We start from the raw sequence: 24,270 nt of genomic DNA on the forward strand, positions 1-24,270 counted from the left end.
TCAGTTCTCCTTCTGCATCTCGTGGTAGTTCTTCAGCACGTCGTCGATGGGACCGACGTTGTAGAAGGCCGACTCCGGGATGTGGTCGAAGTCGCCGTCGCAGATGCCCTTGAAGCCCTCGATCGTGTCCTTGATCGGCACGGTAGAACCCTCGACACCGGTGAACTGCACGGCGGTGTAGGTGTTCTGCGACAGGAACTGCTCGATGCGGCGTGCGCGGTGGACGACGGTCTTGTCCTCCTCGGACAGCTCGTCGACACCGAGGATGGCGATGATGTCCTGCAGCTCCTTGTTCTTCTGCAGGATCGCCTTCACGCGGTTGGCCACGTCGTAGTGCTCCTGACCCACGTACAGCGGGTCGAGGAGGCGCGAGGTCGACGCCAGCGGGTCGATCGCCGGGTAGAGACCACGGGAGGCGAGCTCACGGGCGAGCTCGGTCGTGGCGTCCAGGTGGGCGAAGGTCGTCGCCGGGGCCGGGTCCGTGTAGTCGTCAGCCGGCACGTAGATGGCCTGCATCGACGTGATGGAGTGACCACGGGTCGAGGTGATGCGCTCCTGGAGGACACCCATCTCGTCGGCCAGCGTGGGCTGGTAACCCACCGCCGAGGGCATACGACCCAGAAGGGTCGAGACCTCGGAACCGGCCTGCGTGAAGCGGAAGATGTTGTCGATGAAGAGCAGCACGTCCTGGTTCTGGACGTCACGGAAGTACTCCGCCATCGTCAGACCGGTCAGGGCGATGCGCATACGCGTCCCCGGCGGCTCATCCATCTGGCCGAAGACCAGGGCGGTCTTGTCGAGCACGCCCGACTCGTCCATCTCGAAGATGAGGTCGTTGCCCTCACGGGTACGCTCACCGACACCGGCGAACACCGAGACACCACCGTGGTCGCGGGCGACACGGGTGATCATCTCCTGGATGAGAACGGTCTTGCCGACACCGGCGCCGCCGAACAGACCGATCTTTCCGCCCTGCACGTAGGGGGTGAGGAGGTCGATCGACTTGATGCCTGTCTCGAACATCTGGGTCTTCGACTCCAGCTGGTCGAAGGCCGGGGCCTCACGGTGGATGGGCCAACGCTCGGTGATCTCGTAGTCCTCGTCGATCATCGAACCGTTGAGGACGTCACCGGTGACGTTGAAGACCTTGCCCTTGGTGACGTCGCCGACGGGCACCGTGATGGGCGAGCCGGTGTCGACGACCTCCTGGCCGCGGACGAGGCCGTCGGTCGGCTGCATGGACACGGCACGCACGATGCCGTTGCCCAGCTGCAGCTCGACCTCCAGGTTCACCTTCCGGGTCCCGTCGGAGAGGGTGACCTCGGTGGTCAACAGGTTGTAGATGGCGGGCACGGAGTCGAGCGGGAACTCGACGTCCACGACGGGGCCGATGACACGGGTGATCCGGCCAACGGTCCCCGAAGCCTGGGGGGTTTCCGTAACTGTGGCAGTCATGGTCTACTTTCTCTTCTGCTCTCGGATGTCGGCGAAGTCAGTCGGCGCCACCGGCAGCGGCCAGTGCGTCTGCACCGCCCACGATCTCGGTGATCTCCTGCGTGACCTCGGCCTGGCGGGCCGAGTTGGCCAGTCGCGTGTACTTGGTGATGAGGTCGTCGGCGTTGTCGACGGCGGTGCTCATCGCCTGCTGACGTGCTGCCTGCTCCGCCGCGGAGGAGTGGAGCAGCGCCGCGTGCACGCGGGACAGGATGTACTTCGGCAGCAGCGCGTCGAGGACTTCCTCGGCGCTCGGCTCGAACTCGTACAGCGGGAACACGTGGTCGGCGTCCGGACCTGCGGGCACCGGCGAGGTGGTCGCGTCGGCCCCGGCCTCCTCCGCCTCGACGACTTCGAGGGGGATCAGCCGCCGGTACTCCGGCTCACGTGAGATCGCCGACTTGTACCGCGTGTACACGAGGAAGATCTCGTCCACGCCCCCGGCCGACGGGTCCTGGTGGAAGGCCTCCAGGAGGACGTCGGCGATCTCGCGAGCGTGTTCGCCGGTCGGGTTCTCGGAGAACCCGGTCCAGGAGTGCGCCACCGCACGCTCACGGAACGTGTAGTAGGTGAGCGCCTTGTTGCCCACCGTGTACAGCGCCACGTCCTTGCCCTCCGACTGGAGGAGGGTCGTGAGTTCCTCGGCCTGCCTGAGCAGGTTCGAGGAATAGGCACCGGCGAACCCGCGGTCCGGACCGAGCACGATCACGGCGGCGCGGTGGACCTTCTCCGGCTCCGTCGTGAGGGTGTGGTCGACGTTGGACTGCGTGGCGACCGCGGACACCGCCCGGGTGAGTGCGTCGGCGTAGGGGCCGGCGGCCTGCACCCGGGCGATGGCCTTCTGGATCCGGGAAGCCGCGATGAGCTCCATGGCCTTGAAGATCTTCCGAAGGGACTTCGTCGAGTTGATCTTCGCCTTGAAGACCCTCTGCTGGGCTCCCATCAGTTCTTCCTTTCGTCAGCGATCGTCATGTGAGGGCTGGACCCGGGAGGGTTCAGTTCTTGCCCTTGACGATCTGCTCCTGCTTGACCGCGGACTCGTCCGCCGCCTCGAAGGTCTCGGTACCGGCGTGGACACCACCGTCGCCGGACACCTGGAACTCCGTCTTGAAGGCCGCGACGGCCTCCTCGAGCGCGGACACCGTGGCGTCCTCGAGCTTCTGGGTGGCACGGATGTCGTCGAACACCGAGGTCTTGCGCTCGAGGTAGGCGTGGAACTCCGCCTCGAAACGCAGGACGTCCTCGACCGGGACCTCGTCGAGGTGACCGTTCGAACCGGCCCAGACGGAGACCGTCTGCTTCTCGAAGCCCATCGGGGAGAACTGGTTCTGCTTGAGGAGCTCGGTGAGACGCGCACCACGGTCCAACTGCCGCTTGGTCGCGGCGTCGAGGTCCGAGGCGAACATCGCGAAGGCCTCGAGCGAGCGATACTGCGCCAGCGAGATCTTGAGCGTGCCGGACACGCCCTTGAGCGCCTTGGTCTGCGCGGAACCACCGACACGGGACACGGAGATACCCACGTCGACGGCCGGGCGCTGACCGGAGTTGAAGAGATCCGACTGCAGGAAGATCTGGCCGTCGGTGATGGAGATGACGTTCGTCGGGATGAAGGCACCCACGTCGTTCGCCTTCGTCTCGATGATCGGCAGACCGGTCATCGAGCCGCCACCCATCTCGTCTGAGAGCTTGGCGCAGCGCTCCAGGAGGCGGGAGTGGAGGTAGAAGACGTCACCCGGGTAGGCCTCACGGCCCGGCGGACGACGGAGGAGCAGGGAGATGGCGCGGTACGCCTCGGCCTGCTTGGACAGGTCGTCGAACACGATGAGGACGTGCTTGCCCTCGTACATCCAGTGCTGGCCGATGGCCGAACCGGTGTAGGGGGCCAGGTACTTGAAGCCCGCGGGGTCGGATGCCGGGGACGCGACGATCGTCGTGTACTCCATGGCACCGGCCTCTTCCAGCGACCGCTTCACCGAGGCGATCGTGGAACCCTTCTGACCACAGGCCACGTAGATGCAACGCACCTGCTTGGTCGGATCGCCGGACTCCCAGTTGTCCTTCTGGTTGATGATGGTGTCCAGCGCGACGGCGGTCTTGCCCGTCTTGCGGTCACCGATGATGAGCTGACGCTGGCCGCGGCCGATCGGCACCATGGAGTCGATGGCCTTGAGGCCGGTCGCCATGGGCTCCTTGACCTCCTTGCGGGCCATGACGCCCGCGGCCTGGAGCTCCAGCTCGCGACGGCCGGTCGAGGCGATCTCGCCCAGACCGTCCACCGGAGCGCCCAGCGGGTCGACGACGCGACCCAGGTAGCCGTCGCCGACCGGCACGGAGAGGACCTCGCCGGTACGGTAGACGTTCTGTTCCTCGGCGATGCCCTCGTAGTTGCCGAGGACGATGGCGCCGATCTCGCGCTCGTCGAGGTTCTGGGCGAGGCCGAGCGTGCCGTCCTCGAACTTGAGGAGCTCGTTGGCCATGACGCCGGGCAGCCCGGAGATCTGGGCGATGCCGTCACCGGCGGTGACGACCTTGCCCACCTCCGTCTTGGCACCGGCCTCGGGGCTGTAGGACTCGACGAACTTCCCCAGGGCGTCCCGGATCTCCTCCGGGCGAATTGTCAGTTCCGCCATTTTCGGTTTCCCTGCTTCCTTCAATGATTCAGTGTCAGCGACCCGGGGTGCGCGGACCGCTTCATGACGTGTGTGCGAAGCCCGTGTGCGGGCGGTCTGCTCAGCTCGTGAGCCGGCGACGGACGTCGGACAGGCGATCGGAGATCGACCCGTTCATGACCTCGTCACCGACCCGGACGCGGACGCCCCCGACGACCGTGGGGTCGACGGTCACGTTGAGGACGAGCTCCCGGCCGTAGCTGGCCGACAGCGCGGCGCGCAGACGTTCCTGCTGTGCCTCGTCCAGGGGCTTGGCGACCGTGACCTCCGCGACCGAACGACGCTGGCGCGCCGCGAGGGTCGAGGAGTACTCGTCCAGAGCCTCCGAGACACGCTTCCCACGCGGGTGGGACACAGCCTGGGAGACGAGGGTGAGGGTGAAGTCACTGGCCCTGCCGCCGAGCAGATCCGCCACCAGGGTGCGCTTGGCACCCGCGGGCGCCGGGGAACCCAGTGCCCAACCCAGCTGGTGGTCCGACTCGGTGAGACGGGAGAAGCGGAAGACCTCTTCCTCGACCCGACCGAGCTGGCCCGCCGCCTGGGCCTCAGCCGCCACGGCGGTGACGCCGGCGACCTCGAGGGCGGTGACGTAGTCCTGGGTGCGGGCCCACCGCTGACCCGCCGCGGCGGTGGCGATCTCGAGAGCCGTACCGTCCACCTGGCCGGAGAACAGCGAGGCCAGCAGACCGTCCTTGCGGGACGCCTCGATCGAGGCGTCCGCGAGGACCTTGCGCAGCTGCGCGTTCTCCGCGAGGACGGAGACCACGTCCAGCAGCCCGCGCGCGACCGGCGCGGCCTGCCCGGCGTCGATCGCGGAGTTGACCTGCTGGAGGGTGCGGCTCAGCGAGTTCCTGCTCGACTGCAGCATCAGTTCTCCTTCACCGACGAAGCGGTACCGGCCGATTCCAGATCGGCGATGAACCGGTCGACGACGTTCGCGGAGCGCGTGTCGTCGGCCAGGCTCTCACCGACGATCCGCGAGGCCAGGTCCGTGGCGAGGCCACCGACCTCTCCCCGCAGCTGGTGCATCGCGGCCTGGCGCTCGGCCTCGATCTGGGTCTTGGCCGAGGCCACGATCTGATCGGCGTCGGCCTGGGCCTTGGCCTTGGCCTCCGCGATGATCTGGGCGCCCTCTTCCTGGGCCTCGTTGCGCAGGCGTGCTGCCTCCGCACGGCCGTCGGCGAGCTGCTTCTGGTACTCCTGGAGGGCCTTGTCGGCCTCCGCCTGTACCTTCTCGGCCTTCTCGATGCCACCTTCGATGGCCGCGGACCGATCGTCCAGGACCTTCTTGAACCGGGGCAGGATGTACACCCAGAAGGCGATGACGATGATTGCGAAGCAGACCGCCGACCAGATGATGTCGTACCACGCGGGGAGAAGCGGGTTCTCCCCGGCGGCGAGCAGAGTAATCGGGGTCATGGAAAAGCTCCCTTATCAGCCGAAGATGAAGTGGGCGGCGATCCCGAGGAACGCCAGGAGCTCGACGAACGCAATACCGAGGAACATGGTGGTACGGAGCTGGCCGGCGACCTCGGGCTGACGGGCCATGCCCTCGACGGTCTTGCCGACGAGGATGCCGATGCCGATGCCGGGGCCGATGGCCGCGAGGCCGTAGCCGACGGTGGAGATGTTGCCGGTGAGGCCGCTCTCGGTGGCAGCAGCGAGGATGGTGGTGTCCATGGTTTCCTTCCGATTTCGCGGATCACCCGTTCGTGGGTGTCCCGTTCTGTCCGATTGGGCAGGTCTGTGGGGTGCCGTCGGCCGGTGCCCGCCCGACGGCGTCCGGCTCAGTGGTCGTGCGAGACGCTGAGCTGGATGTACGAGGCGGTCAGGAGTGCGAAGACATATGCCTGCAGCACGGCGACCAGGATCTCGAACAGCGTGAAGACGAAGCCACCGATGAAGGTGAGGACGCCGAACCCGGCGAGGGCGGCGCTCCCTGCTTCGACGAAGAAGAAGTTCGTGGCTGCGAAGCACAGCACGAGCAGGAGGTGTCCGACGATCATGTTGAAGGTCAGTCGGAGCGTCAGCGAGAACGGGCGACCGATGAAGGTCGAGATGAACTCGATCGGCGTCACGATGACGTACATCGCCTTGGGCACACCGGCCGGGAAGAGCTGGCTCTTGATGTAGCCACCGCCGCCCTGCGCCTGGATACCGGCGACGATCATGACCACCCAGACGACGAGCGCCATCACGAGCGGCATCCCGATGTTCGCGTTCGACGAGATGTTGAGGAACGGGATGATGCCGGTGATGTTGAGCGCGAAGACACCGAAGAAGATCGAGGCGATGAGCGGCATGAACCGGTCACCGTCCTTGACACCCAGCATGTCGTGCGCGATGCCCTTGCGGACGAAGTCCAGCGCCATCTCGATGAGCGACTGGAAACGTCCCGGCACCAGCTTCGGGTTGCGGACCGCGAGCATGAACACGACCACGAGGATCAGTGTCACCGCGATGCGGATGAGCATGATGCGGTTGAGTTCGAAGGGAGTCCCCTCGAACAGCACGGCCGCCGGGTAGAACTCTTCGAGACCCGGGGCGTGGAACCCCCCGGATTCCTCCCCGTCTGCTGCGAGGAGCATCGTCGGGGACAAGGCTGAGGTGAACAGGGCTCACTCCTGTCGGCTCGTCGGGCACGGAGGTCGGCGGACCACATCTGGGTGCCGCCGGGATCCGTCACACCGAAAGTTTTGCGAATGTCATCAGTACGGCCGTGCCCGCCTCGGACTAGGGAGGACGCACAAGCTCTGGGCGTCCGATCCGGCCCTCACACGAGGCACACGCGAATCCGGGTGTCACTCTACCAAGCGTAGAGAACCTGACAAAACCACCAGCTCGCTTCCAGCCGATTCCAAGGATGGAGGCGTAACCGAAGCCTCAGCGGCCGACCTCGACGAGGGGCAGGCGGGCCCGCTGCACCGTGAGGACGTCGACGACCAGGGAGGCCACGGCCGCGACGGCCAGGGTGCAGAAGAGCACGACGACGTCGAAGAACTCCCGGTCCTTGAGCACCGCGGTGAGCGCGATGAGACCGGCCACCTTCACGAGGAACCCACCGAGCACCGCGCCGGCCATGACGTTCGGTCCGGAATCGGCCGTCACGGACATGAGGACGGCGGTCACGGCGAAGAACACGAAGGCCATCCCGGCGCCGAGCAGCGCACCCCAGACCCCCGGCAGACCGGCGACGAGGGCTCCGACGAGGCTCGCGAGGACGGCGATCCCCAGGGTGATGAGGGCACCGCGGACCACGATCGAGCGCATGATCGCCGCGACCGTCGTGGGGCGGTCCGGGGAGCCACCCGGTCGGGAGTCTCCTCCCTTCGTGACGTGCTGTGGGGACGGGGTGGTCTCGTCGTTCATCGGGGCTCCTCTTCACGGGCGGTGGTGTCTGATTCGACCGGGGTGTCGGTGCTGGTGTCGGTGTGCGTGCCCGTCGCGGCCACCACGTGGCGGGCGCGGGGTCGGCCGAACAGGCGGCGGCGGGCCAGGGGCAGGAAGGTGAGGACCAGGGTGGCCAGGACGGCGCACGCGAGGACCGTGAGCACGGCGCGGGCCGAGGCGACGAGGAAGGCGACGGACCCGAAGGCCATGAGGGCGGTCCACAGGTAGAGCAGAAGGACTGACCGGCGGTGGGAATGGCCGAGCCGGAGCATCCGGTGGTGCAGGTGTCCCGCATCGGCGCTGAAGGGCGACTTCCCGGCGAGCAGGCGGCGGACGACGGCGAGGACGAGGTCGATGAGCGGCAACGCCATCACCGCCATCGGCAGGAGCACCGGCAGATAGGTGGCGAACACCTGCCCCGTCCCGAGCATCGCGGGGTCGACCTGCCCGGTCACCCGGATCGTCGAAGCCGCGAGCAGCAGGCCGATGAGCATCGATCCGGAGTCGCCCATGAAGATCTTCGCGGGATTGAAGTTGTGCGGCAGGAAACCCAGACACGCACCGACGAGCACCGCGACGATGAGCGAGGCCAGGTTCGCGTAACTGTCTGGCGAGGTGTCCCGGGCGAGCGTGTAGGAGTACACGAAGAACGCCATCCCACCGATCGTCACGACCCCCGCGGCCAGGCCGTCGAGTCCGTCGACGAAGTTCACCGCGTTGATCGTCACGAGCACGACGAACACCGTGAGGACGACGGTGAGACGGGGTGAACCGATGATGACGGTCCCGAACGGGATCGAGAGCAGGGCGACGCCGTTGAGCGCCATGAACCCGGCCGCCAGGGCCTGACCGGCGAGCTTGGGCAACCAGTGGAGGTCCCAGATGTCGTCGACGACACCGATGAGGACGAGGATCGTCGCCGCCCCCACGACCCCGATCACCGGGGCCGGGTCGGCGAACAGTTCCCGGAGGAAGGGTGTGCGCCACGCGAACAGCAGACCCGCGAGCACCCCGGCGTACATCGCCACTCCCCCGAGGCGCGGGGTCGGCACCTTGTGCACGTCCCGGGCCCGCAGGGGCGAGAAGATGAGTCCCCGCTCGGCGACCCGCCGCACCATCGGGGTGACGAGGTAGGCGACGATCGCGGAGACGAGGAGGATGAAGAGGTACGCGCGCACGGGTGCCGGTCGTTCCTGCGGCCTCAGCCCGCCGAGGCGCCCTGGCCGTCCGGCACGTCCGTGTCCGCCGCCGGTGGCTCCTCGCCGAGGTCGAGGAGTTCGGGCACGACCTCCCGGAGCGCCTCGACGGACACCGGGCCGGACCGGACGATGCGCGGCGGCGTGGCGGTGAGATCGACGATCGTCGAGGAGGCGGACCCCGGCGTGGGACCGCCGTCGAGGTAGATGTCCACGGAGTCGCCGAGCATCTCGGACGCCTCGGCGGCCGTCGTCGCGGCCGGGTCCCCGTGGGTGTTCGCGCTGGAGACGGCCAGCGGTCCCGTGAGGCGGAGGAGTTCGAGGGTGCGTTCCTCGTCGGGCATCCGGACCGCCACCGTGCCGTGGGTGTCGCCGAGGTCCCAGTCGAGGGAGGGTTGGGCACCGAGAATGACGGTGAGCGGCCCCGGCCAGAAACGCTTGAGGAGGGTGAAGACCCGGTCGTCGACGACCTCGGCGAGTCCCGGCACTGTCTCCGGACCCTTGACGAGCACCGGGGGCGGGAACTGCCGGCCACGACCCTTGGCGGCCAGCAGACGCTGCACACCGGTCTGGGAGAACGCATCAGCGGCGATGCCGTAGACGGTGTCGGTCGGCACGACGATCAGGCGATCGTCGCGCACCACCCGCTCGCACTCTGCGAGGACGAGGTCCCGGACCTCGACGTTCCCCAGGTCGAAGGTACGCGACATCGCTCTCCTCGTCCGCCCGTGGAGGGCTCTCGTGCGTGCCCGGCCCTCAGGGTCGGTACGCGGTCGTGAATCGGTCCCTACCAGTGTAGTCCCGGTGGGTCCGGGCACCCACGAGGCCCGCTGTGAGGCACGCCTCGACCATCGCGGGTCCCTGGGTCTCGTCGTGCTCGAACACCAGCAGCCCGCCGGGGACGAGGACCCGTGCCGCGACCCCCACGAGGGCGCGGGGGAACTCGGCCCCGTCCACTCCCCCGCCGTAGAGCGCGAGCTCGGGGTCCGCACCGACGACCTCCGGCAGATCGGGTTGGGCCGACCGGGGGACGTAGGGCGGATTGCTCAGGACGACCTCGAACCCGGGGACGTCGTCCTCGGCCGACCCCCACGTGGTGGGATCGAGGGCGTCACCGGAGACCACGCGCAGTGTCGATCCCGCACCGGCGACCCGGTCCGCGTGGGACCGGGCGTTGCGACGGGTGTGGACGAGCGCCTCGGCGGAGAGTTCGACGGCTGTGACGGCGGCGGTGGCCTCGGTGGCGACCGCCAGCGCGAGGGCACCGGACCCGCTGCACAGGTCGACGACCCGCGGGAGCGCAGAATTCCTGGAGGAGTCCGTGGAGCCGTCGATGAGCGTGCCGAGGTGGGTGAGCACGGGATCGACGAGGAGCTCGGTCTCCGGGCGGGGGACGAAGACCCCGGGACCGACGGCGAGTTCCAGGTATCGGAAGGGAGCGGTCCCCGTGATGTGCTGCAACGGCTCCCGACTCTCACGGCGGGCCAGCAGGGCGGCGAACCGCTCCCCCACCGCCCCGGCGACCGGCTCGCCGAAAAGCCGGTCCCGGGCGATCCGGGCGCGGTCGACGCCGGTGGCCGTGGCGAGCAGCTGGACGGCGTCGGCCTCCGGGGAGTCGACTCCGGCGTGGGCGAGGCGGGCGACAGCGTCCCGCAGGAGGTGGTCGGTGGCCACGCCCGTCACCCGATCGCCTCCAGGCGTTCGGCCCTCTCCAGGGCCCGGCAGGACTCGACGACGGGGTCGAGCGCCCCGGCGAGCACCTGGTCGAGGTTGTACGCCTTGTACCCGGTGCGGTGGTCGGTGATCCGGTTCTCCGGGAAGTTGTAGGTCCGGATGCGCTCGCTCCGGCCGGTGGTGCGGACCTGGGACCGGCGGGTGGCCGCCTCGGCCTCCGCGCGTTCGGCCGCGGCACGGGCGAGCAGACGGGCGCGCAGCATCCGCAGGGCCGCCTCCTTGTTCTGCAGCTGCGACTTCTCGTTCTGGCAGCTCGCGACGACACCCGTGGGCAGGTGGGTGATCCGAACGGCCGAGTCGGTCGTGTTCACCGATTGGCCGCCGGGTCCGGAGGAGCGGTAGACGTCGATCCGCAGGTCCGCGGCCGGCAGGTCGATCTCGTCGGGTTCGTCGACCTCGGGGAACACGAGGACGGCGGCGGCCGAGGTGTGGATCCGGCCCTGGGACTCGGTGACCGGCACCCGCTGGACGCGGTGGACACCGGCCTCGAACTTCGTGAAGCCGTACACGCCGTCGGCACCCTTGACCGCCAGCGTGACGTCCTTGAACCCCCCGAGGTCGGAGGTGGCGGAGTCGAGGACGCGGGTGGACCACCCGCGGTCGGCCGCCCAGCGTTCGTACATCCGCAGCAGGTCCGCGGCGAAGAGTGCGGACTCCTCCCCGCCCTCACCGGAGCGGATCTCGAGGATCGCGTCCCGGACGTCGTCGGGGTCCCGGGGGACCAGGAGGTCCCGGAGGCGGTCGACGAGCGCGGAGCGTCGATCCTCCAGGGTGTGAACCTCGTCGGCGAAGACGGGGTCCTCGTCCGCGAGCTCGCGGGCGTCCGCGAGGTCGGCCTCGGTCGATCCCAGCTCGGCCCAGCAGCGGGCGACGGCGTCGAGTTCGGAGTACCGGCGCGTGAGGCGCCGCGCGCGACCCGGGTCCGCGTGGACCTCCGGGTCCGCCAGCTCCCGCTCGGTGCGCGCGTGCTCGTCGAGCAGCGCACGCACCGAGCCGGCCAGCGGACCCAGGTCCGCCGCGGGATCCGCGGACATCGCTGTGTCAGCCCTCGTCGGAGGCCGACTTGGGCAGCGGCGTGTTCTTCTGCACCTTGAACAGGAACTCCGCGTTGGAGCCCGTCTCCTTGAGCTGGGAGAGCAGGAGCTCGATCGCCTGCTGCTGCTCCAGACCGGAGAGCAGACGGCGCAGCTTCCACATGACCTTGGTCTCCTCGCCGGCCATGAGCATCTCCTCACGGCGGGTGCCGGAGGCGTTGACGTCGACGGCCGGGAAGATCCGCTTGTCGGCCAGGTGACGCGACAGGCGCAGCTCCATGTTGCCGGTGCCCTTGAACTCCTCGAAGATCACCTCGTCCATCTTCGAACCGGTCTCGACGAGCGCGGTCGCGAGGATGGTGAGCGAGCCGCCGCCCTCGATGTTGCGGGCGGCACCGAAGAACTTCTTGGGCGGGTAGAGCGCGTTCGCGTCGACACCACCGGAGAGGATCCGCCCGGAGGCCGGCTGCGCGAGGTTGTAGGCCCGCGACAGGCGGGTGATGGAGTCGAGCAGCACGACGACGTCCTGACCCATCTCGACCAGACGCTTGGCACGCTCGATCGCGAGCTCGGCGACCGTCGTGTGGTCGTCGGCCGGACGGTCGAAGGTCGAGGCGATGACCTCACCCTTGACCGTGCGCTGCATGTCGGTGACCTCCTCGGGACGCTCGTCCACGAGGACGACCATGAGGTGGCACTCCGGGTTGTTCGTGGCGATCGCGTTGGCGATCTGCTGCACGACGGTCGTCTTGCCGGCCTTCGGCGGCGCGACGATGAGGCCACGCTGGCCCTTGCCGATCGGGGAGACGAGGTCGATGAGGCGCGTCGACACGGCGTTCTTCACACCGTTCTCCTCCAACCGCAGGCGCTCCTGCGGGTAGAGCGGCGTGAGCTTGGAGAAGTCCACACGCTTCTTCGCGTCCTCGACGGACAGACCGTTGACGGAGTCCAGACGCACGAGTGCGTTGAACTTGTCCCGCTTGTTGCGGCCGCCGCCCTGATTGCGGTCGTCGCCCTCGCGCGGCTGCTTGACGGCACCGACGATGGCGTCGCCCTTGCGCAGGCCGTTCTTCTTCACCATCGAGTTGGACAGGTACACGTCGTTCTGGCCCGGCAGGTAGCCCGAGGTCCGGAGGAACGCGTAGTTGTCGTGGACGTCGAGGATGCCGCCGACGGGGATGAGCACGTCGTCCGGACGCAGGTCCGACTCGTCGTCACGGCCCCGGCGCTTGCGGTCCCGCCGGCTGCGGCGGCCACCGCGCTCCTCGCGGTCGTTCCGGTTCCGGTCGTCCCGGTTGTTCCGGTCCTCGCGCGGCCCACGGTCCTCGCGGTTGCCCCGATCGTCGCGGTTGCGGTTGCCGCGGTCGTCCCGGTCGGTCTTCTCGTTCCGGTCGGACCTGTCGTTCCGGTCGTTGCGCGGCCGGTCCTCGCGGTTGCCCCGCTCGGTCCGATCGTCACGGCCGTTCCGGTCGTCACGGCCACGGCTGCGGCGGTTGCGGCTGCGACGGCCCGCGTCCTCACCCTCCTGGGTGCCGACCGAGGACTGCGCGTCCTCCTGCCCGGCCGCGGCCTTCGGTGCGGTCTCGGCCTTCGGACCGGTCTCCGCCTTCGGTGCGGTCTCGGCCTTCGGGGCGGAGTCCTGCTGCGCGGCGGCGGCCTTCTGCGGGGCCTCGTCCTTCTTCGGTGCGGCGGACTTCGGAGCGGACTTCGCGGCGGTGGCCTCTGCTGCCGTGTCGGTGGGTGCGGAGTCCTGCGGTACCGCGGCCCGGGGGGCGGACTTCGTGGCCCGGGTCCGCTTCGGAGCGGACTTCTCCTCGGTCGCCTTCGCGGACGGGGCGGAAGCGGTGGAGGCACCCGGGGTGCCGCCGGACTGTGCGGCCTTGATGGCGTCGATGAGGTCGCTCTTGCGGAGGCGACGGTATCCCTTGATACCCAGACCTGACGCCATCTCCTGCAGCTGGGGCAGGCGGAGAGCCGTGAGGCTCCCGGAACGGGCGACAGTCTCTGTCTGGTCGGTTTCGGTCACGAAGGTTTCCTTCTCCCTCGTCGGCTGTGGCCGGCGGATGCCCGGGGTGCCACAGCGGTGGATGACGGACGCTCACGAGGTCCGTGGAACGCGTCCGGTTTTCGTTCGTAGGAGCACCGGGCCGTGGCCCCATCGGGAACAGGACGTCGACGACCGGGAGGTCCGGGCCGAACCGACGGACGCAGTCGAGATGCACGTCCGTCCCTGTCGGGCGCGGAGGGCCGTGGCCCGCCGGGCCGGGACGTCGGATGTGCACGGGAGATGCGACCGGACGGAATGGCCTGTGCCGACCGTTCGGTGCTGGGAACGTTCTCGCGGACCGTGTGTGCGGGTGGAGCCCGGAACGGATCAGAACCGCCAGAACGTGTTCCCGACTCTACCGCGTCGAGGGCCCCGACGCGAATCACGGCGCCGGACCGACCCGGATCAGGCGGCCGCGACGACCTCGGTGACCGTCGTCGTCGCCCCGGTCTCGGCCACGAGGGTGGGGACGATGCGATGTCCGTCCTCCCCGATCACGGCGCGGACACGATCACCCAGATCGTCACCCGTCCCGAGGACGGCGACCGTGGGTCCCGCCCCGGAGACGACCGCGGCGAGGCCGGCCGCGCGGAGTGCGTCGACCCGGTCGAGCGCCGCCGGCATGGCGGGCCGCCGGAACTTCTGGTGCAGGCGGTCGACGGTCGCGTCGAGAAGCAACTCCGGTTCGGTGGTGACGGCGTGGACGAAGAGTCCGGCGACGGCCGAGTTGGCGGCCGCCTCGGCGTGTGGCACGGTCGCGGGCAGGACGCCCCGGGCCACCGCGGTGTCGAGCTTCTCGGCGGGCACGACGAGGGCGACCCGGATGTCGGGATGGGCCTCGAGGGACACGCTCCGGAAGGTCCCGGGCGCACCGCACGGATAGGAGATCGTCACACCACCGAACAGGGCCGGGGCGGCGTTGTCCGGATGTCCCTCCCGGGCGACGGCCCGGGCCAGACGGGCGGCCCCGTCCTCCGCGCGGGCCCCGGACTCGCGGGCGAGCGCCTCGGCGACGGAGATCCCTGCGACGACGGCTGCGGCGGAGGACCCCATGCCCCGGGAGTGGGGCACGACGTTGTGGCAGGCCAGGGACATCCGGTCGGCGAGCTCGCCGAGCCCCCGGCTGTCGAGGATCTCGGTGGCGACCCGGTGCACGAGGTGCTCACGGGAGGTCGGGAGGACCTCCTCCCCCTCCCCGAACACGCTCACGCAGTGGGCCGGGTCGACCGCGTCCGGGTGCACTGTCGCGCGGACGGTGTCGTGCACGTCGAGGGCCATCCCGAAGGAGTCGTACCCGGCCCCGAGGTTGGCCGAGGTGGCCGGGACGACCACCTCGACGTCCGCCCGTGCGAGCATCACGCGTCCTCGAGTCCCAGCGCCCGGGCGGCGGACACCGCGTCGACCTCGACGCGCGTGGGTTCGACGGCGGATCCGTCGGTGGTGTGCAGGGCCCACTGCGGGTCCTTGAGACCGTGTCCGGTGACGGTGCACACGATCCGGGCGCCGGCGGGCACCCGACCGGCCGCGGCCTGCTTGAGCAGACCGGCGATCGAGGCGGCGGACCCCGGCTCGACGAAGATGCCCTCGGTCGAGGACAACAGGCGGTGGGCGGCGAGGATCTCCTCGTCCGTGACGGAGTCGATGACACCACCGGACTCGTCACGGGCGGCGACGGCCTGCTCCCAGGACGCCGGGTTGCCGATCCGGATCGCCGTGGCGATCGTCTCCGGCTCGTCGACGGGGTGGCCGAGGACGAGCGGGGCGGCTCCCGCGGCCTGGAAACCCCACATCTGCGGGCGGCGGGTGGACAGGCCCGCCTGCTCGTACTCGGTGTAGCCCTTCCAGTAGGCCGTGATGTTGCCGGCGTTGCCGACCGGCAACACGTGCACGTCCGGCGCGTCGCCGAGGGCGTCGACGACCTCGAACGAGGCGGTCTTCTGCCCGTCGATCCGGTCCGGGTTCACCGAGTTCACGAGGTGGATGGGGTAGGCCTCGGAGAGCTTGCGGCACAGCGTCAGGCAGTCGTCGAAGTTGCCGTCGACCTCCAGCAGCACGGCGCCGTGGGCGACCGCCTGGCTCATCTTGCCCATGGCGATCTTGCCGGCCGGCACGAGGACCGCCGAGGTGAGACCGGCCTTCGTCGCGTAGGCGGCGGCCGAGGCGGAGGTGTTGCCCGTCGAGGCGCAGATGACCGCCTGCGCGCCGTACTCGACGGCCTTCGTGATGGCCATCGTCATGCCGCGGTCCTTGAACGAACCCGTGGGGTTCATCCCCTCGTACTTCACGTGCACCTCGGCGCCGACGCGCTCGGACAGGGCACGGGCGTGGATGAGCGGCGTCCCGCCCTCACCGAGCGTCACCGCCTCCGTCGTGGGTGCGAGGTCCAGGAACTCGCGGTATTCCTCGATGACTCCCTGCCACTGGTGGCGGTGTGTGGACATGCGGTCGTGTCTCCTGTGTCGGAAGGGCGCGTGGATGGGGGTGGGGTTCTCGGGCCTCAGCCCTCGATGCGGAGCACCGAGGTGAGGCTGCGGACGACGTCGAGGTCGGCCAGGCGGTCGACGGTCCGCCGGAGGTCCGCCTCGGTCGCGGTGTGGGTGGCGACGACGAGCTTGGCCCGCGTCGAGACCTCCTCGCCGTCGAGCGGGGGCAGACCGGTCTGCTGGACCAGCTCGATCGAGATGTCCTCGGCGGCGAAGACGTCGGTGACCTGCGAGAGCACACCGGAACGGTCGTCGACCTCGAGGGTGATCTGGTACCGGGTCGAGATCGCGTCGATCCCGAGCACAGGGAGCGCGGCTGCGGACCCGTGCTCGAACTGGCCGCGGCCACCGAGCACCCGGCGGCGGGCGACGGAGACGATGTCACCGAGGACGGCCGAGGCGGTCGGCGCTCCCCCGGCACCCTGCCCGTAGAACATGAGCTCCCCGGCGAGTTCCGACTCGACGAAGACGGCGTTGAAGGCACCGGCGACCCCGGACAGCACGTGGGCACGCGGGATGAGTGCCGGGTACACGCGGGCGGACACTCCGGACCCGGCCGGGCTGTCCTCCAACCGTTCGCAGATGGCCAGGAGCTTGATGGAGAAGCCCTGCGAGGCCGCGGTCGCGATGGTGTCCGAGGTGATCGAGGTGATCCCCTCGACGTGCACGTCGTCGATCCCGACCGGGGTGTGGAAGGCGAGCGAGGAGAGGATCGCGGCCTTCGCGGCGGCGTCGTGGCCGCCGACGTCGGCGGTCGGGTCCGCCTCGGCGTAGCCGAGCTCCTGGGCGGTGCGCAGGGCGTGGTCGAAGGACCAGCCCTCCTTCTCCATCTGGTCGAGGATGTAGTTCGTCGTGCCGTTGACGATGCCCATCACCCGGGTCACACGGTCCCCGGCCAGCGAGTCGGTGAGTGGCCGGACGATCGGGATCGCCGCTGCGGCCGCGGCCTCGAACTCCAGGCGGACCCCGGCCGCGTCGGCGGCACCGACCAGGCGTTCGAAGTCCGCGGCGAGCAGGGCCTTGTTCGCCGTGACGACGGAGGAGCCGTTGCCGAGAGCCGTGAGGATCCGGTCGCGGGCCGGCTCGATCCCGCCCATGAGTTCGACGACGACGTCGGCGCCCTCGATCGCGGCGGCGGTGTCCGTCGTGAGCAGCTCACGCGGTACTCCCGGACGGTCCTTCGCGGCGTCCCGGACGGCCACGGCGGAGATCTCCAGCTCGGCTCCGATCCGGTCCCGGAAGGCCTGGGGGTGCGTGAGGATGCGGGTGACGACCTCGGAACCGACTGTTCCGCAACCGAGCAGGGCGACCTTGAGGGGCTTCATCGTGGCGAGTTTCCGTTCCGTTCTCGTGGGTGTGTCCCGGGCATGTGCCGGGGCGGGTGGTCAGGGGCCCTCGGGGGCGAAGGCCGGATCGAGACCGAGCATGTCGGCGTAGGACTCCGGGCGGACGACCCACCGGGCTCCCCCACCGTCGACGGCGAGGACACCCGGGCGGGGCAGGTGGTTGTAGTTCGAGGCCAGGGGGCGGCAGTAGGCACCGGTACCCGGCACGGCGACGAGGTCACCGGCCCGCACATCGGCCGGCAGGTACTCGTCCCGGACGACGACGTCACCGCTCTCGCAGTGCTTGCCGACGACCCGGACGACCACGGGTGCCGCCTCGGAGGCCCTGGAGGCGAGTGTGCACGAATAGTCGGCGTCGTACAGGGCCGTCCGGATGTTGTCGCTCATGCCGCCGTCGACGGACACGTACCGGCGGATCCCGCCACCGGTGTCGACGTCCTTGACCGTGCCGACGGTGTAGACGGTGAACATCGCGGGGCCCACGATCGCCCGGCCCGGTTCGAAGGACACCGCGGGCAGGGTGGTACCGGCGTCCGCGCAGGTCTTCGCGACCACCTCGGCGAGGCGATCGGCGAGATCGGTGAAGGTCGTCGGGGTGTCCTGCGAGGTGTACTGCATCCCGAAGCCGCCGCCGAGGTCGATCTCCGGCACGGTGACCCCGTGCTCGCGCTCGATGTCCGCCCGCAGACGCACGATGCGGCGCGCCGCGGCCTCGAAGCCCTCGGTGTCGAAGATCTGCGAACCGATGTGGCTGTGCAGGCCCACGAGATCCAGGTGGTCGGCGGCGATCACGGCCGCGGCCGCGGCGGCCGCGGCCCCGGTCTGCAGGGACAGACCGAACTTCTGGTCCTCGTGCGCGGTCGCGATGAAGTCGTGCGTGTGCGCCTCGACGCCGACGGTCACACGGATCATCACCGGCGCGGTGACACCCCGGGCGGCGGCCGCCGCTTCGACGCGGGGGATCTCGTCGAGCGAGTCGACGACGATCCGACCGATCCCCCAGTCGAGGGCGAAGTCGATCTCCGCGTCGGACTTGTTGTTCCCGTGCAGGCCCACGAGCGCGGGGTCGACCCCGGCGCGCCGGGCGACCATCAGCTCGCCGAGCGAGCAGGTGTCGAGGCCCAGGCCCTCCCCGGCGACCCACTGTGCGACGGCGGTGCACAGGAACGCCTTGCCGGCGTAGTACCCACGCGCCGTCGTCCCCACCCGGTCGAAGGCCGTGGCGAAGGCGGTGGCGAAATCCCGGGCACGGGCCCGCAGGTCGTCGACGTCGAGGACGAAGGCCGGCGACCCGAACTCGTCCACGAGGTCCGTGATCCGGTGTCCGGCGACGGTGAGCACGCCGTCGCCGGCCTTGTCGACGTGGGCGGCCCACAGGGAGGCCATGAGCGCGTTCGGGTCGCCCGGCTGCGGCAACCAGACGGGGGCGGGGACGGCGTGGAGGACGCCGGCGACGTGGGCCGGCATCACATGCTCTCCGGCGCGCCCACGCCGAGGAGACCCAGTCCGTTCGCGAGCACCTGCGCGGTCGCGAGGTCGAGGACGAGGCGTGAGGAGTGGACGGCGCCGGGCTCCTCGTCGCCCCGCGGGGTCACGCGGCAGGCGTCGTACCACTTGTGGAACAGACCGGCGAGCGATTCGAGGAACCGGGCCACCCGGTGCGGCTCCCGGAAGGTCGCCGCCTGGGCGACGACACGCGGGTAGTCCGCGAGTGCGGCGAGCAGGGCCGCCTCCGTCGGGTCCGACAGCGTGGCCGGGTCGAAACCGGCCGTCGTGATGCCGGCCGCCTCGGCGTTGCGGCGCACGCTGCAGGCCCGGGCGTGGGCGTACTGCACGTAGTAGACGGGATTGTCGTTCGAGGCCGAACGCAGGACCTCCGGATCGATCGTGAGCGGCGAGTCGGCCGGGATCCGGGCGAGGGTGTACCGCAGGGCGTCCGCACCGAGCCAGTCGATGAGGTCGCGCAGCTCGATGATGTTGCCCGCCCGCTTGGACAGCTTGGCCCCGTTGACCTTGATGAGCTGGCCGATGAGGACCTCGATGTTCGCCTCGGGGTCGTCCCCGGCGGCCGCCGCGATCGCCTTGAGACGACCGATGTACCCGTGGTGGTCGGCGCCGAGCAGGTAGATCTTCTCGGTGAAGCCGCGGTCCTTCTTGTCGAGGTAGTACGCGGCGTCCGCGGCGAAGTAGGTGGGCGCCCCGTCCTGCCGGATGAGCACCCGGTCCTTGTCGTCGCCGAAGGTCGAGGTGCGCAGCCACACCGCACCGTCCCGGTCGTACACGTGGCCCTGTTCGCGCAGCCGATCGACCGCCCGGTCGAGGGCCCCGGACTCGTGGAGGGACTTCTCGGAGAACCACACGTCGAACTGCACGTCGAAGTCGGCGAGCGTGCCCCGGATGTCGGCCATCTGCAACTCGTAGGCCGCCTGCCGGACCTCCGCGCGCACCGCGTCCTCGTCCGCCTCGACCCACGCGGGGTGCGCGGCGGCGATCGCCTCGGCGTGCTCGGCGATGTACGCCCCGGGGTACCCGCCCTCGGGGACGTCCCGGCCGTGCATGCGGGCGAGGACCGAGTTCGCGAACACGTCCATCTGCGAGCCCGCGTCGTTGATGTAGTACTCGCTCGCCACCTCGGCACCGGCGGCCCGCAGCACGCGCGCGATGGCGTCACCGAGCGCGGCCCACCGGGTGTGACCCAGGTGCAGGGGTCCGGTCGGGTTCGCTGAGACGAACTCCATGTTCACGGTGTGCCCGGTGAGGGCGTCGCCCCGACCGTAGGACTCCCCCGCGGCGAGGATGTCCGCGGCCAGGGCCCCGGCCGCGCCCGCCGCCAGGGTGATGTTGAGGAAGCCCGGACCGGCCACGTCGACGGCCTCGATGCCTGTGTCCTCCCGCAGGATCTCCGCGATCCGACCGGCGAGCTCGCGCGGCACCAGACCGGCCTTCCTGGCCGTCTGCATCGCGACGTTGGAGGCCCAGTCACCGTGGTCACGGTTCCGGGGTCGTTCGACCACGAGGTCCGCCGGGATGTCGATGCCCGCGTCCTCGGCATCGTTGAGTCGGGTGAGCGCTGCGGCGATCGTCGCCTTGAGTTCTTCGGGAGTCACCCTGCAAGGGTATTACCCCGCAGCGGGCACTTTCGACACGGCCCCGGGGAATGTGACACGAGACCGGCGGTGCCGACGCGTGTGGTCACGCGTCGACACCGCCGGTCGCGGGGCGTCAGGGTCTCGGGGGACTCACTCGTCGACTGTGAACTCCCAGTCGCCCTCCGCCTCGACGACGATGAGGGACGGCCCTGCCTTGAGGACGATCGGACCGGAGTAGCCCCCGGCCTCGTTGACGACGAGGTCCCAGCGGACGCCGTAGTCGTCCTCGTAATACTGGTCGACACCGGTGTAGCCGTCGCCGTCCACGTGGAACTCGCCGCTCGCGGCGTCGCCCTCGTAGAAGAAGGCGGCGCCTCCGTTGCCGGACTCCTGGAGTCCACCGGCGGTGTGGATCGGACGCAGTGTCATCTCCCACTGCCCGTCCGCGTCGATCTGGGCCTTCGTGAAGCCCTGGCTGTACTCGTCCTCACCGATCACATCGGTGCCCTCGAGCTTCTCGGCGTCCGTGTAGTGGTAGAAGGACGCCACGGTCTCGTTCGAGTCGTCGAGGAAGTCGACGCCGAGGCTGCGGGAGTAGTCGCCACCGGTCGCGCTGAAGTCGACGAGCGCGGCGTCGATCCCGTCGGGGATCTCGACCAGGTCGTTGCCGTCACCCTTGAAGGTCACCTCGTCGAAGGTGCCCCACAGGGACTCCGCCCACTCGGCGGCCTCACCCTCGGCGGCCGGAGCTGCCTGGGTGTCGCCCTCCTCGCTGCCACCCTCGTCGGTGCCGCCCTCCTCGGGCTCCTCCTCGGGTTCCTCCTCCGGAGCGGCCTCGGTCTCCTCGGGCGCCGCCTCGGTCTCCTCCGGGGCGGGCTCTTGCGAGGTCGGGTCGGTCGGCGCCGGATCCTCGCCGCCGCTGTTCATCGCATTGATGACGACGGCACCGATCGCGGTGCAGCCGCCGAGCAGGAGAACGAGGACCGCCGCGATGACCCAGAACCACCACTTGGCGAAGATCGAGGTCTTCTTCTGGGGGGTCGCGGCGGTGGCCCACTGGTTCTGACCGCCGGGGGCACCCGGTGCCGAGCCGAACCCACCGTCATAGGCGGCACCGCCGGATCCGTAGCCGCCCTGGGAGTAGGGATCGGACGGCGGCTGCTGCCCGTAGGCGTCGCCCTGCTGGTCGTAGGCCCCGCCCTGCTGGGCGTAGGGGTCCTGGCCGAACTGCGGCGGCTGCGCGTAGGGGTCCTGACCCTGACCCTGGCCGTAGGGGTCCTGGCCGTCGGGGCCGGTGGGCGGGTACGGGGGCTGGTTCGACATGCGTGGATCCTCACGTCCGTGGTGCGCGTCCGGGTCGTGCACCGCGGACACGGGTCTTGTTCTCTCTTCGATCTTCCCATTGAACCGGTCCGGGACGTGCCACAGGACCTGATCAGGCTGTTACGGTTCGGCCACACATCTGTGACGAGGGGTGTCGTGCATCACGGTCACGTGACACTCCCGTGACACGGGAGCGTAAACGCAGGGCGCATTGCGCATCCCGGGACGGCCGGGGACGACGGAACCCGGGGAACCGCCCGGGGACGACGAGAACCCCCGGTCGATGACCAGGGGTTCTCGTTCGTGCACCGACGGTGTGGTGCCGTGGTGCCCGCGACAGGATTCGAACCTACGACCTTCTGCTCCGGAGGCAGACGCTCTATCCAGCTGAGCTACGCGGGCTCACGACGAACAACGCTATCAGAGGTCCCGGTCCGGGATGAAATCCGGAGGCTGTGGGGCCGCTCACACCGTGTCCCGTGGACGTGGTGTCAGGAGCCGTCCATGGCCACACGGGCCGGGACGTACTCCCAGTGCCAGGGCTCGTACCCGCCCTTCGCCCAGTCCGGGTTCTCCCAGCCGTACTCCTCGGCGTGGGCCACGAGCCAGTCGTACAGCTCACCGGTCCCGGTGTTCGCACCGGCGCCGAAGTCGAGGGCGATCCCCCACCCGTGCTTGGAGGTGCCCGGTGCCGCGGCGTAGCCCGGTCGGGTCTGCGCGACGGCGACCTGCTCCGAGTAGGGGCGGTACGAGTCGACGATCGCCATGTCCTTACCGGTCTCCGCCTTGAAGGCGGCATTCATCTCGGCGAAGGCGACCGCCGCGTCCGCGCGCAGACGATGGTCCTCGTCCTCGTCGGACACCCCGATCTCGCACAGCCACGAGTCCGGGAGAACACCGTTCGACACCTCACCGGTCATCACGGGCGCCTCACCGGAGCAGCCGGGCAGGACGGTGCGGGTGACGGAGCGGGAGGCGGCCTCCGCCTCGCGGTCCTCGGTCGAGGGCACTCCCCCGGCGAAGGTCGCGGAACCGTCCTCGGTCGCCGCACCGCCGGCCGAGGACAGGACGTCGGCGGCGACGGGGACGCCGGCCTGCTCGTCGTCGGCACCGCCTGCGGCGTCGGCCTCGGTCGAGACGGCCTGGGCGGGCTCCGAGCCGGCACCCGCGAGGAGCGCGGCACCGAGGGCGGCAACACCGACGGCGACGGAGGCGACACTGCCGATCGTGGCGATGCGGGCCCGGCGCACCGAGCGGACCAGGCGACCGTCGGAACCGCGGAAGGTCAGCGGGCCACCGGCGGAGGCCCGGCGTTCACGGCGCGTCGCGGGGCCGGCGGTCACCGTCGGGACGAAGCCCTCGTCCCCGGTCGCCGCGGACGCCTCGGTCGCGGGGGTGGTCACATCGGGCGGGTCCATGCGGAGGACGGTCAGGCCGGACGACACGGGAGTGGCGTCCACCCGGCGGGTCTCCTGCTGCTCACGGCGCGTGTGCTGCTGACGCAGGTCGCGACGGCGCGGGAACGCCGGGCTGTGTGCGGACTCTTCCACTCGTGAACTCCTGTCGGCCGGTGATCACCGGTCTGGCGGTACGTGCTCGATGACGGGCACGGCCCGTCGTGTCACAACACTATAACGAGAACATCACGGGCTTGGCTAATCCGAGACCTGAATCGCGCGCTTCCGGACGACATGGGGAGTCTGACCTGCGTTTTCCGGCCGCAGTGTGAGGGAGATCGCGCGAAAACCGGAGGACAGCAGGGAAAGTATGTCATTTCCTACACACAACGGTCGCCGGGATCCGTGACCCCGGCGACCGTCCATTCATCTGCCCGACACCTTATCCACGTCCCACCGTGACCTCCAGGCGGGAAACCCTGCGGGCGTGTCGTCCGTGGGTCCCGCTCGGCACCGGCGAGACTCAGGCGCGGGGCGCCCGTTGCATCGCGTCGTGCACCTCGCCGACGAGTTCCTCCAGCACGTCCTCGAGGAAGAGGACGCCGACGGTCCGACCCGTCTCGTCGAGGACCCGGCCGACGTGGTTGCCGGCCCCCTGCATGTCCGGCAGGGAGTCCTCGATGTCGTCCGCGGCCTGCAGGGTGACGAGGGATCGGAACCGTTTGGCCGGGACCGGGGCGGTGTACCCGACCTCGGTGTCCGCGTAGAGGACGTCCTTGATGTGCAGGTAACCCGTCGGCTCGTCCTCCTCGTCGAAGAGGACGTACCGGGAGAACCCGGTCCGGCCGACCAGTTGCTCGATGTCGACCGGCCGGACGTCCGCGCCCACCGTCACGACCTCGTCGATCGGCACCATGACGTCGCCGATCGACTTGTCGGAGAACTCGAGGGCGCCCTTGAGCAGACCGGTGTCGTCGGTGAGCAGGCCCTCGCGCTTCGACTCCAGCACGATCGACTGGACCTCATCGACGGTGTAGGCGGCGTTCACCTCGTCGCGCGGTTCGACCC

Annotated in this window: 21 protein-coding genes and 1 tRNA gene; all 22 read right to left on the reverse strand. The window is 69.7% G+C overall.

Annotation, left to right across the window (positions count from 1 at the left end; translation table 11 throughout):
• Positions 1–1,455 (reverse strand): F0F1 ATP synthase subunit beta, encoded by a 1,455-nt coding sequence (gene atpD / locus AAD496_RS11875; protein WP_349828977.1) that lies wholly within the window; start codon positions 1,453–1,455, stop codon positions 1–3.
• Positions 1,456–1,492: 37 nt separating this feature from the next.
• Entirely contained in the window at positions 1,493–2,437 is a 945-nt protein-coding gene (locus tag AAD496_RS11880) for a F0F1 ATP synthase subunit gamma (protein WP_349828979.1), read from the reverse strand.
• A 52-nt stretch (positions 2,438–2,489) separates the two neighbouring features.
• A complete protein-coding gene (atpA, locus tag AAD496_RS11885) occupies positions 2,490–4,124 on the reverse strand; it encodes a F0F1 ATP synthase subunit alpha (RefSeq protein ID WP_349828981.1) in 1,635 nt (544 codons plus the stop codon).
• A gap of 100 nt (positions 4,125–4,224) precedes the next feature.
• The gene (locus tag AAD496_RS11890) at positions 4,225–5,031 is read right to left on the reverse strand and encodes a F0F1 ATP synthase subunit delta (protein WP_349828982.1); all 807 of its coding nucleotides are present in this window, start codon (positions 5,029–5,031) and stop codon (positions 4,225–4,227) included.
• On the reverse strand, positions 5,031–5,582 hold the full coding sequence (locus AAD496_RS11895) for a F0F1 ATP synthase subunit B (RefSeq protein ID WP_349828984.1): 552 nt from the start codon (positions 5,580–5,582) through the stop codon (positions 5,031–5,033). Before AAD496_RS11895 ends, AAD496_RS11890 begins: the two co-directional genes overlap by 1 nt.
• 15 nt (positions 5,583–5,597) lie before the next feature.
• Entirely contained in the window at positions 5,598–5,843 is a 246-nt protein-coding gene (locus AAD496_RS11900; RefSeq protein ID WP_349828985.1) for an ATP synthase F0 subunit C, read from the reverse strand.
• A gap of 107 nt (positions 5,844–5,950) precedes the next feature.
• Entirely contained in the window at positions 5,951–6,751 is an 801-nt protein-coding gene (gene atpB, locus AAD496_RS11905; protein ID WP_349828986.1) for a F0F1 ATP synthase subunit A, read from the reverse strand.
• 295 nt (positions 6,752–7,046) lie between these two features.
• Positions 7,047–7,532 (reverse strand): Cg1360 family ATP-synthase-associated protein, encoded by a 486-nt coding sequence (locus tag AAD496_RS11910; RefSeq protein ID WP_349828987.1) that lies wholly within the window; start codon positions 7,530–7,532, stop codon positions 7,047–7,049.
• A complete protein-coding gene (locus AAD496_RS11915; protein WP_349828989.1) occupies positions 7,529–8,731 on the reverse strand; it encodes an MraY family glycosyltransferase in 1,203 nt (400 codons plus the stop codon). The genes AAD496_RS11910 and AAD496_RS11915 overlap by 4 nt, the downstream gene beginning before the upstream one ends.
• 23 nt (positions 8,732–8,754) lie before the next feature.
• Positions 8,755–9,459 carry an L-threonylcarbamoyladenylate synthase gene (locus AAD496_RS11920; RefSeq protein WP_349828990.1) on the reverse strand — a complete coding sequence of 235 codons (705 nt, stop codon included), beginning with the start codon at positions 9,457–9,459 and terminating at the stop codon, positions 8,755–8,757.
• A gap of 46 nt (positions 9,460–9,505) precedes the next feature.
• Positions 9,506–10,423 (reverse strand): N5-glutamine methyltransferase family protein, encoded by a 918-nt coding sequence (locus AAD496_RS11925; RefSeq protein WP_349828991.1) that lies wholly within the window; start codon positions 10,421–10,423, stop codon positions 9,506–9,508.
• Positions 10,424–10,428: 5 nt separating this feature from the next.
• Positions 10,429–11,517, reverse strand: a complete 1,089-nt coding sequence (prfA, locus tag AAD496_RS11930; RefSeq protein ID WP_349828992.1) for a peptide chain release factor 1 — start codon at positions 11,515–11,517, stop codon at positions 10,429–10,431.
• A 7-nt stretch (positions 11,518–11,524) separates the two neighbouring features.
• Positions 11,525–13,465 carry a transcription termination factor Rho gene (gene rho / locus AAD496_RS11935; RefSeq protein ID WP_433913766.1) on the reverse strand — a complete coding sequence of 647 codons (1,941 nt, stop codon included), beginning with the start codon at positions 13,463–13,465 and terminating at the stop codon, positions 11,525–11,527.
• 504 nt (positions 13,466–13,969) lie between these two features.
• Positions 13,970–14,920, reverse strand: coding sequence for a homoserine kinase (gene thrB / locus AAD496_RS11940; protein WP_349828995.1), 951 nt, complete (start codon positions 14,918–14,920; stop codon positions 13,970–13,972).
• Positions 14,920–16,005 carry a threonine synthase gene (thrC, locus tag AAD496_RS11945; RefSeq protein WP_349828996.1) on the reverse strand — a complete coding sequence of 362 codons (1,086 nt, stop codon included), beginning with the start codon at positions 16,003–16,005 and terminating at the stop codon, positions 14,920–14,922. The genes thrB and thrC overlap by 1 nt, the downstream gene beginning before the upstream one ends.
• A gap of 56 nt (positions 16,006–16,061) precedes the next feature.
• Positions 16,062–17,372, reverse strand: coding sequence for a homoserine dehydrogenase (locus AAD496_RS11950; protein ID WP_349828997.1), 1,311 nt, complete (start codon positions 17,370–17,372; stop codon positions 16,062–16,064).
• A gap of 60 nt (positions 17,373–17,432) precedes the next feature.
• Positions 17,433–18,860 carry a diaminopimelate decarboxylase gene (gene lysA, locus AAD496_RS11955; RefSeq protein ID WP_349828998.1) on the reverse strand — a complete coding sequence of 476 codons (1,428 nt, stop codon included), beginning with the start codon at positions 18,858–18,860 and terminating at the stop codon, positions 17,433–17,435.
• Positions 18,860–20,500 (reverse strand): arginine--tRNA ligase, encoded by a 1,641-nt coding sequence (gene argS, locus AAD496_RS11960; protein WP_349828999.1) that lies wholly within the window; start codon positions 20,498–20,500, stop codon positions 18,860–18,862. The genes lysA and argS overlap by 1 nt, the downstream gene beginning before the upstream one ends.
• A gap of 132 nt (positions 20,501–20,632) precedes the next feature.
• Positions 20,633–21,805, reverse strand: coding sequence for a hypothetical protein (locus AAD496_RS11965; RefSeq protein ID WP_349829000.1), 1,173 nt, complete (start codon positions 21,803–21,805; stop codon positions 20,633–20,635).
• 325 nt (positions 21,806–22,130) lie between these two features.
• Positions 22,131–22,207, reverse strand: a tRNA-Arg gene (locus AAD496_RS11970).
• Between the two features lie 89 nt (positions 22,208–22,296).
• Complete coding sequence (locus AAD496_RS11975; RefSeq protein ID WP_349829001.1) at positions 22,297–23,355, reverse strand: M15 family metallopeptidase; 1,059 nt, start codon at positions 23,353–23,355, stop codon at positions 22,297–22,299.
• 370 nt (positions 23,356–23,725) lie between these two features.
• On the reverse strand, positions 23,726–24,270 hold a 545-nt coding region (locus AAD496_RS11980; protein ID WP_349829002.1), incomplete at its 5' end, for a CBS domain-containing protein.

It is taken from the genome of Brevibacterium litoralis, assembly GCF_040212315.1.
Taxonomy (GTDB): Bacteria; Actinomycetota; Actinomycetes; order Actinomycetales; family Brevibacteriaceae; genus Brevibacterium; species Brevibacterium litoralis.

Excerpts from the sequence above, each read along its gene's own strand:
- AAD496_RS11880 (WP_349828979.1), bottom strand. The coding sequence starts at position 2,437 with ATGGGAGCCCAGCAGAGGGTCTTCAAGGCGAAGATCAACTCGACGAAG.
- AAD496_RS11950 (WP_349828997.1), bottom strand. The coding sequence starts at position 17,372 with ATGAAGCCCCTCAAGGTCGCCCTGCTCGGTTGCGGAACAGTCGGTTCC.
- atpA (WP_349828981.1), bottom strand. The coding sequence starts at position 4,124 with ATGGCGGAACTGACAATTCGCCCGGAGGAGATCCGGGACGCCCTGGGG.
- thrB (WP_349828995.1), bottom strand. The coding sequence starts at position 14,920 with ATGCTCGCACGGGCGGACGTCGAGGTGGTCGTCCCGGCCACCTCGGCC.
- rho (WP_433913766.1), bottom strand. The coding sequence starts at position 13,465 with ATGGCGTCAGGTCTGGGTATCAAGGGATACCGTCGCCTCCGCAAGAGC.
- lysA (WP_349828998.1), bottom strand. The coding sequence starts at position 18,860 with ATGCCGGCCCACGTCGCCGGCGTCCTCCACGCCGTCCCCGCCCCCGTC.
- AAD496_RS11895 (WP_349828984.1), bottom strand. The coding sequence starts at position 5,582 with ATGACCCCGATTACTCTGCTCGCCGCCGGGGAGAACCCGCTTCTCCCC.
- atpB (WP_349828986.1), bottom strand. The coding sequence starts at position 6,751 with ATGCTCCTCGCAGCAGACGGGGAGGAATCCGGGGGGTTCCACGCCCCG.
- AAD496_RS11900 (WP_349828985.1), bottom strand. The coding sequence starts at position 5,843 with ATGGACACCACCATCCTCGCTGCTGCCACCGAGAGCGGCCTCACCGGC.
- atpD (WP_349828977.1), bottom strand. The coding sequence starts at position 1,455 with ATGACTGCCACAGTTACGGAAACCCCCCAGGCTTCGGGGACCGTTGGC.
- AAD496_RS11965 (WP_349829000.1), bottom strand. The coding sequence starts at position 21,805 with ATGTCGAACCAGCCCCCGTACCCGCCCACCGGCCCCGACGGCCAGGAC.
- thrC (WP_349828996.1), bottom strand. The coding sequence starts at position 16,005 with ATGTCCACACACCGCCACCAGTGGCAGGGAGTCATCGAGGAATACCGC.
- prfA (WP_349828992.1), bottom strand. The coding sequence starts at position 11,517 with ATGTCCGCGGATCCCGCGGCGGACCTGGGTCCGCTGGCCGGCTCGGTG.
- AAD496_RS11890 (WP_349828982.1), bottom strand. The coding sequence starts at position 5,031 with ATGCTGCAGTCGAGCAGGAACTCGCTGAGCCGCACCCTCCAGCAGGTC.
- AAD496_RS11910 (WP_349828987.1), bottom strand. The coding sequence starts at position 7,532 with ATGAACGACGAGACCACCCCGTCCCCACAGCACGTCACGAAGGGAGGA.
- AAD496_RS11920 (WP_349828990.1), bottom strand. The coding sequence starts at position 9,459 with ATGTCGCGTACCTTCGACCTGGGGAACGTCGAGGTCCGGGACCTCGTC.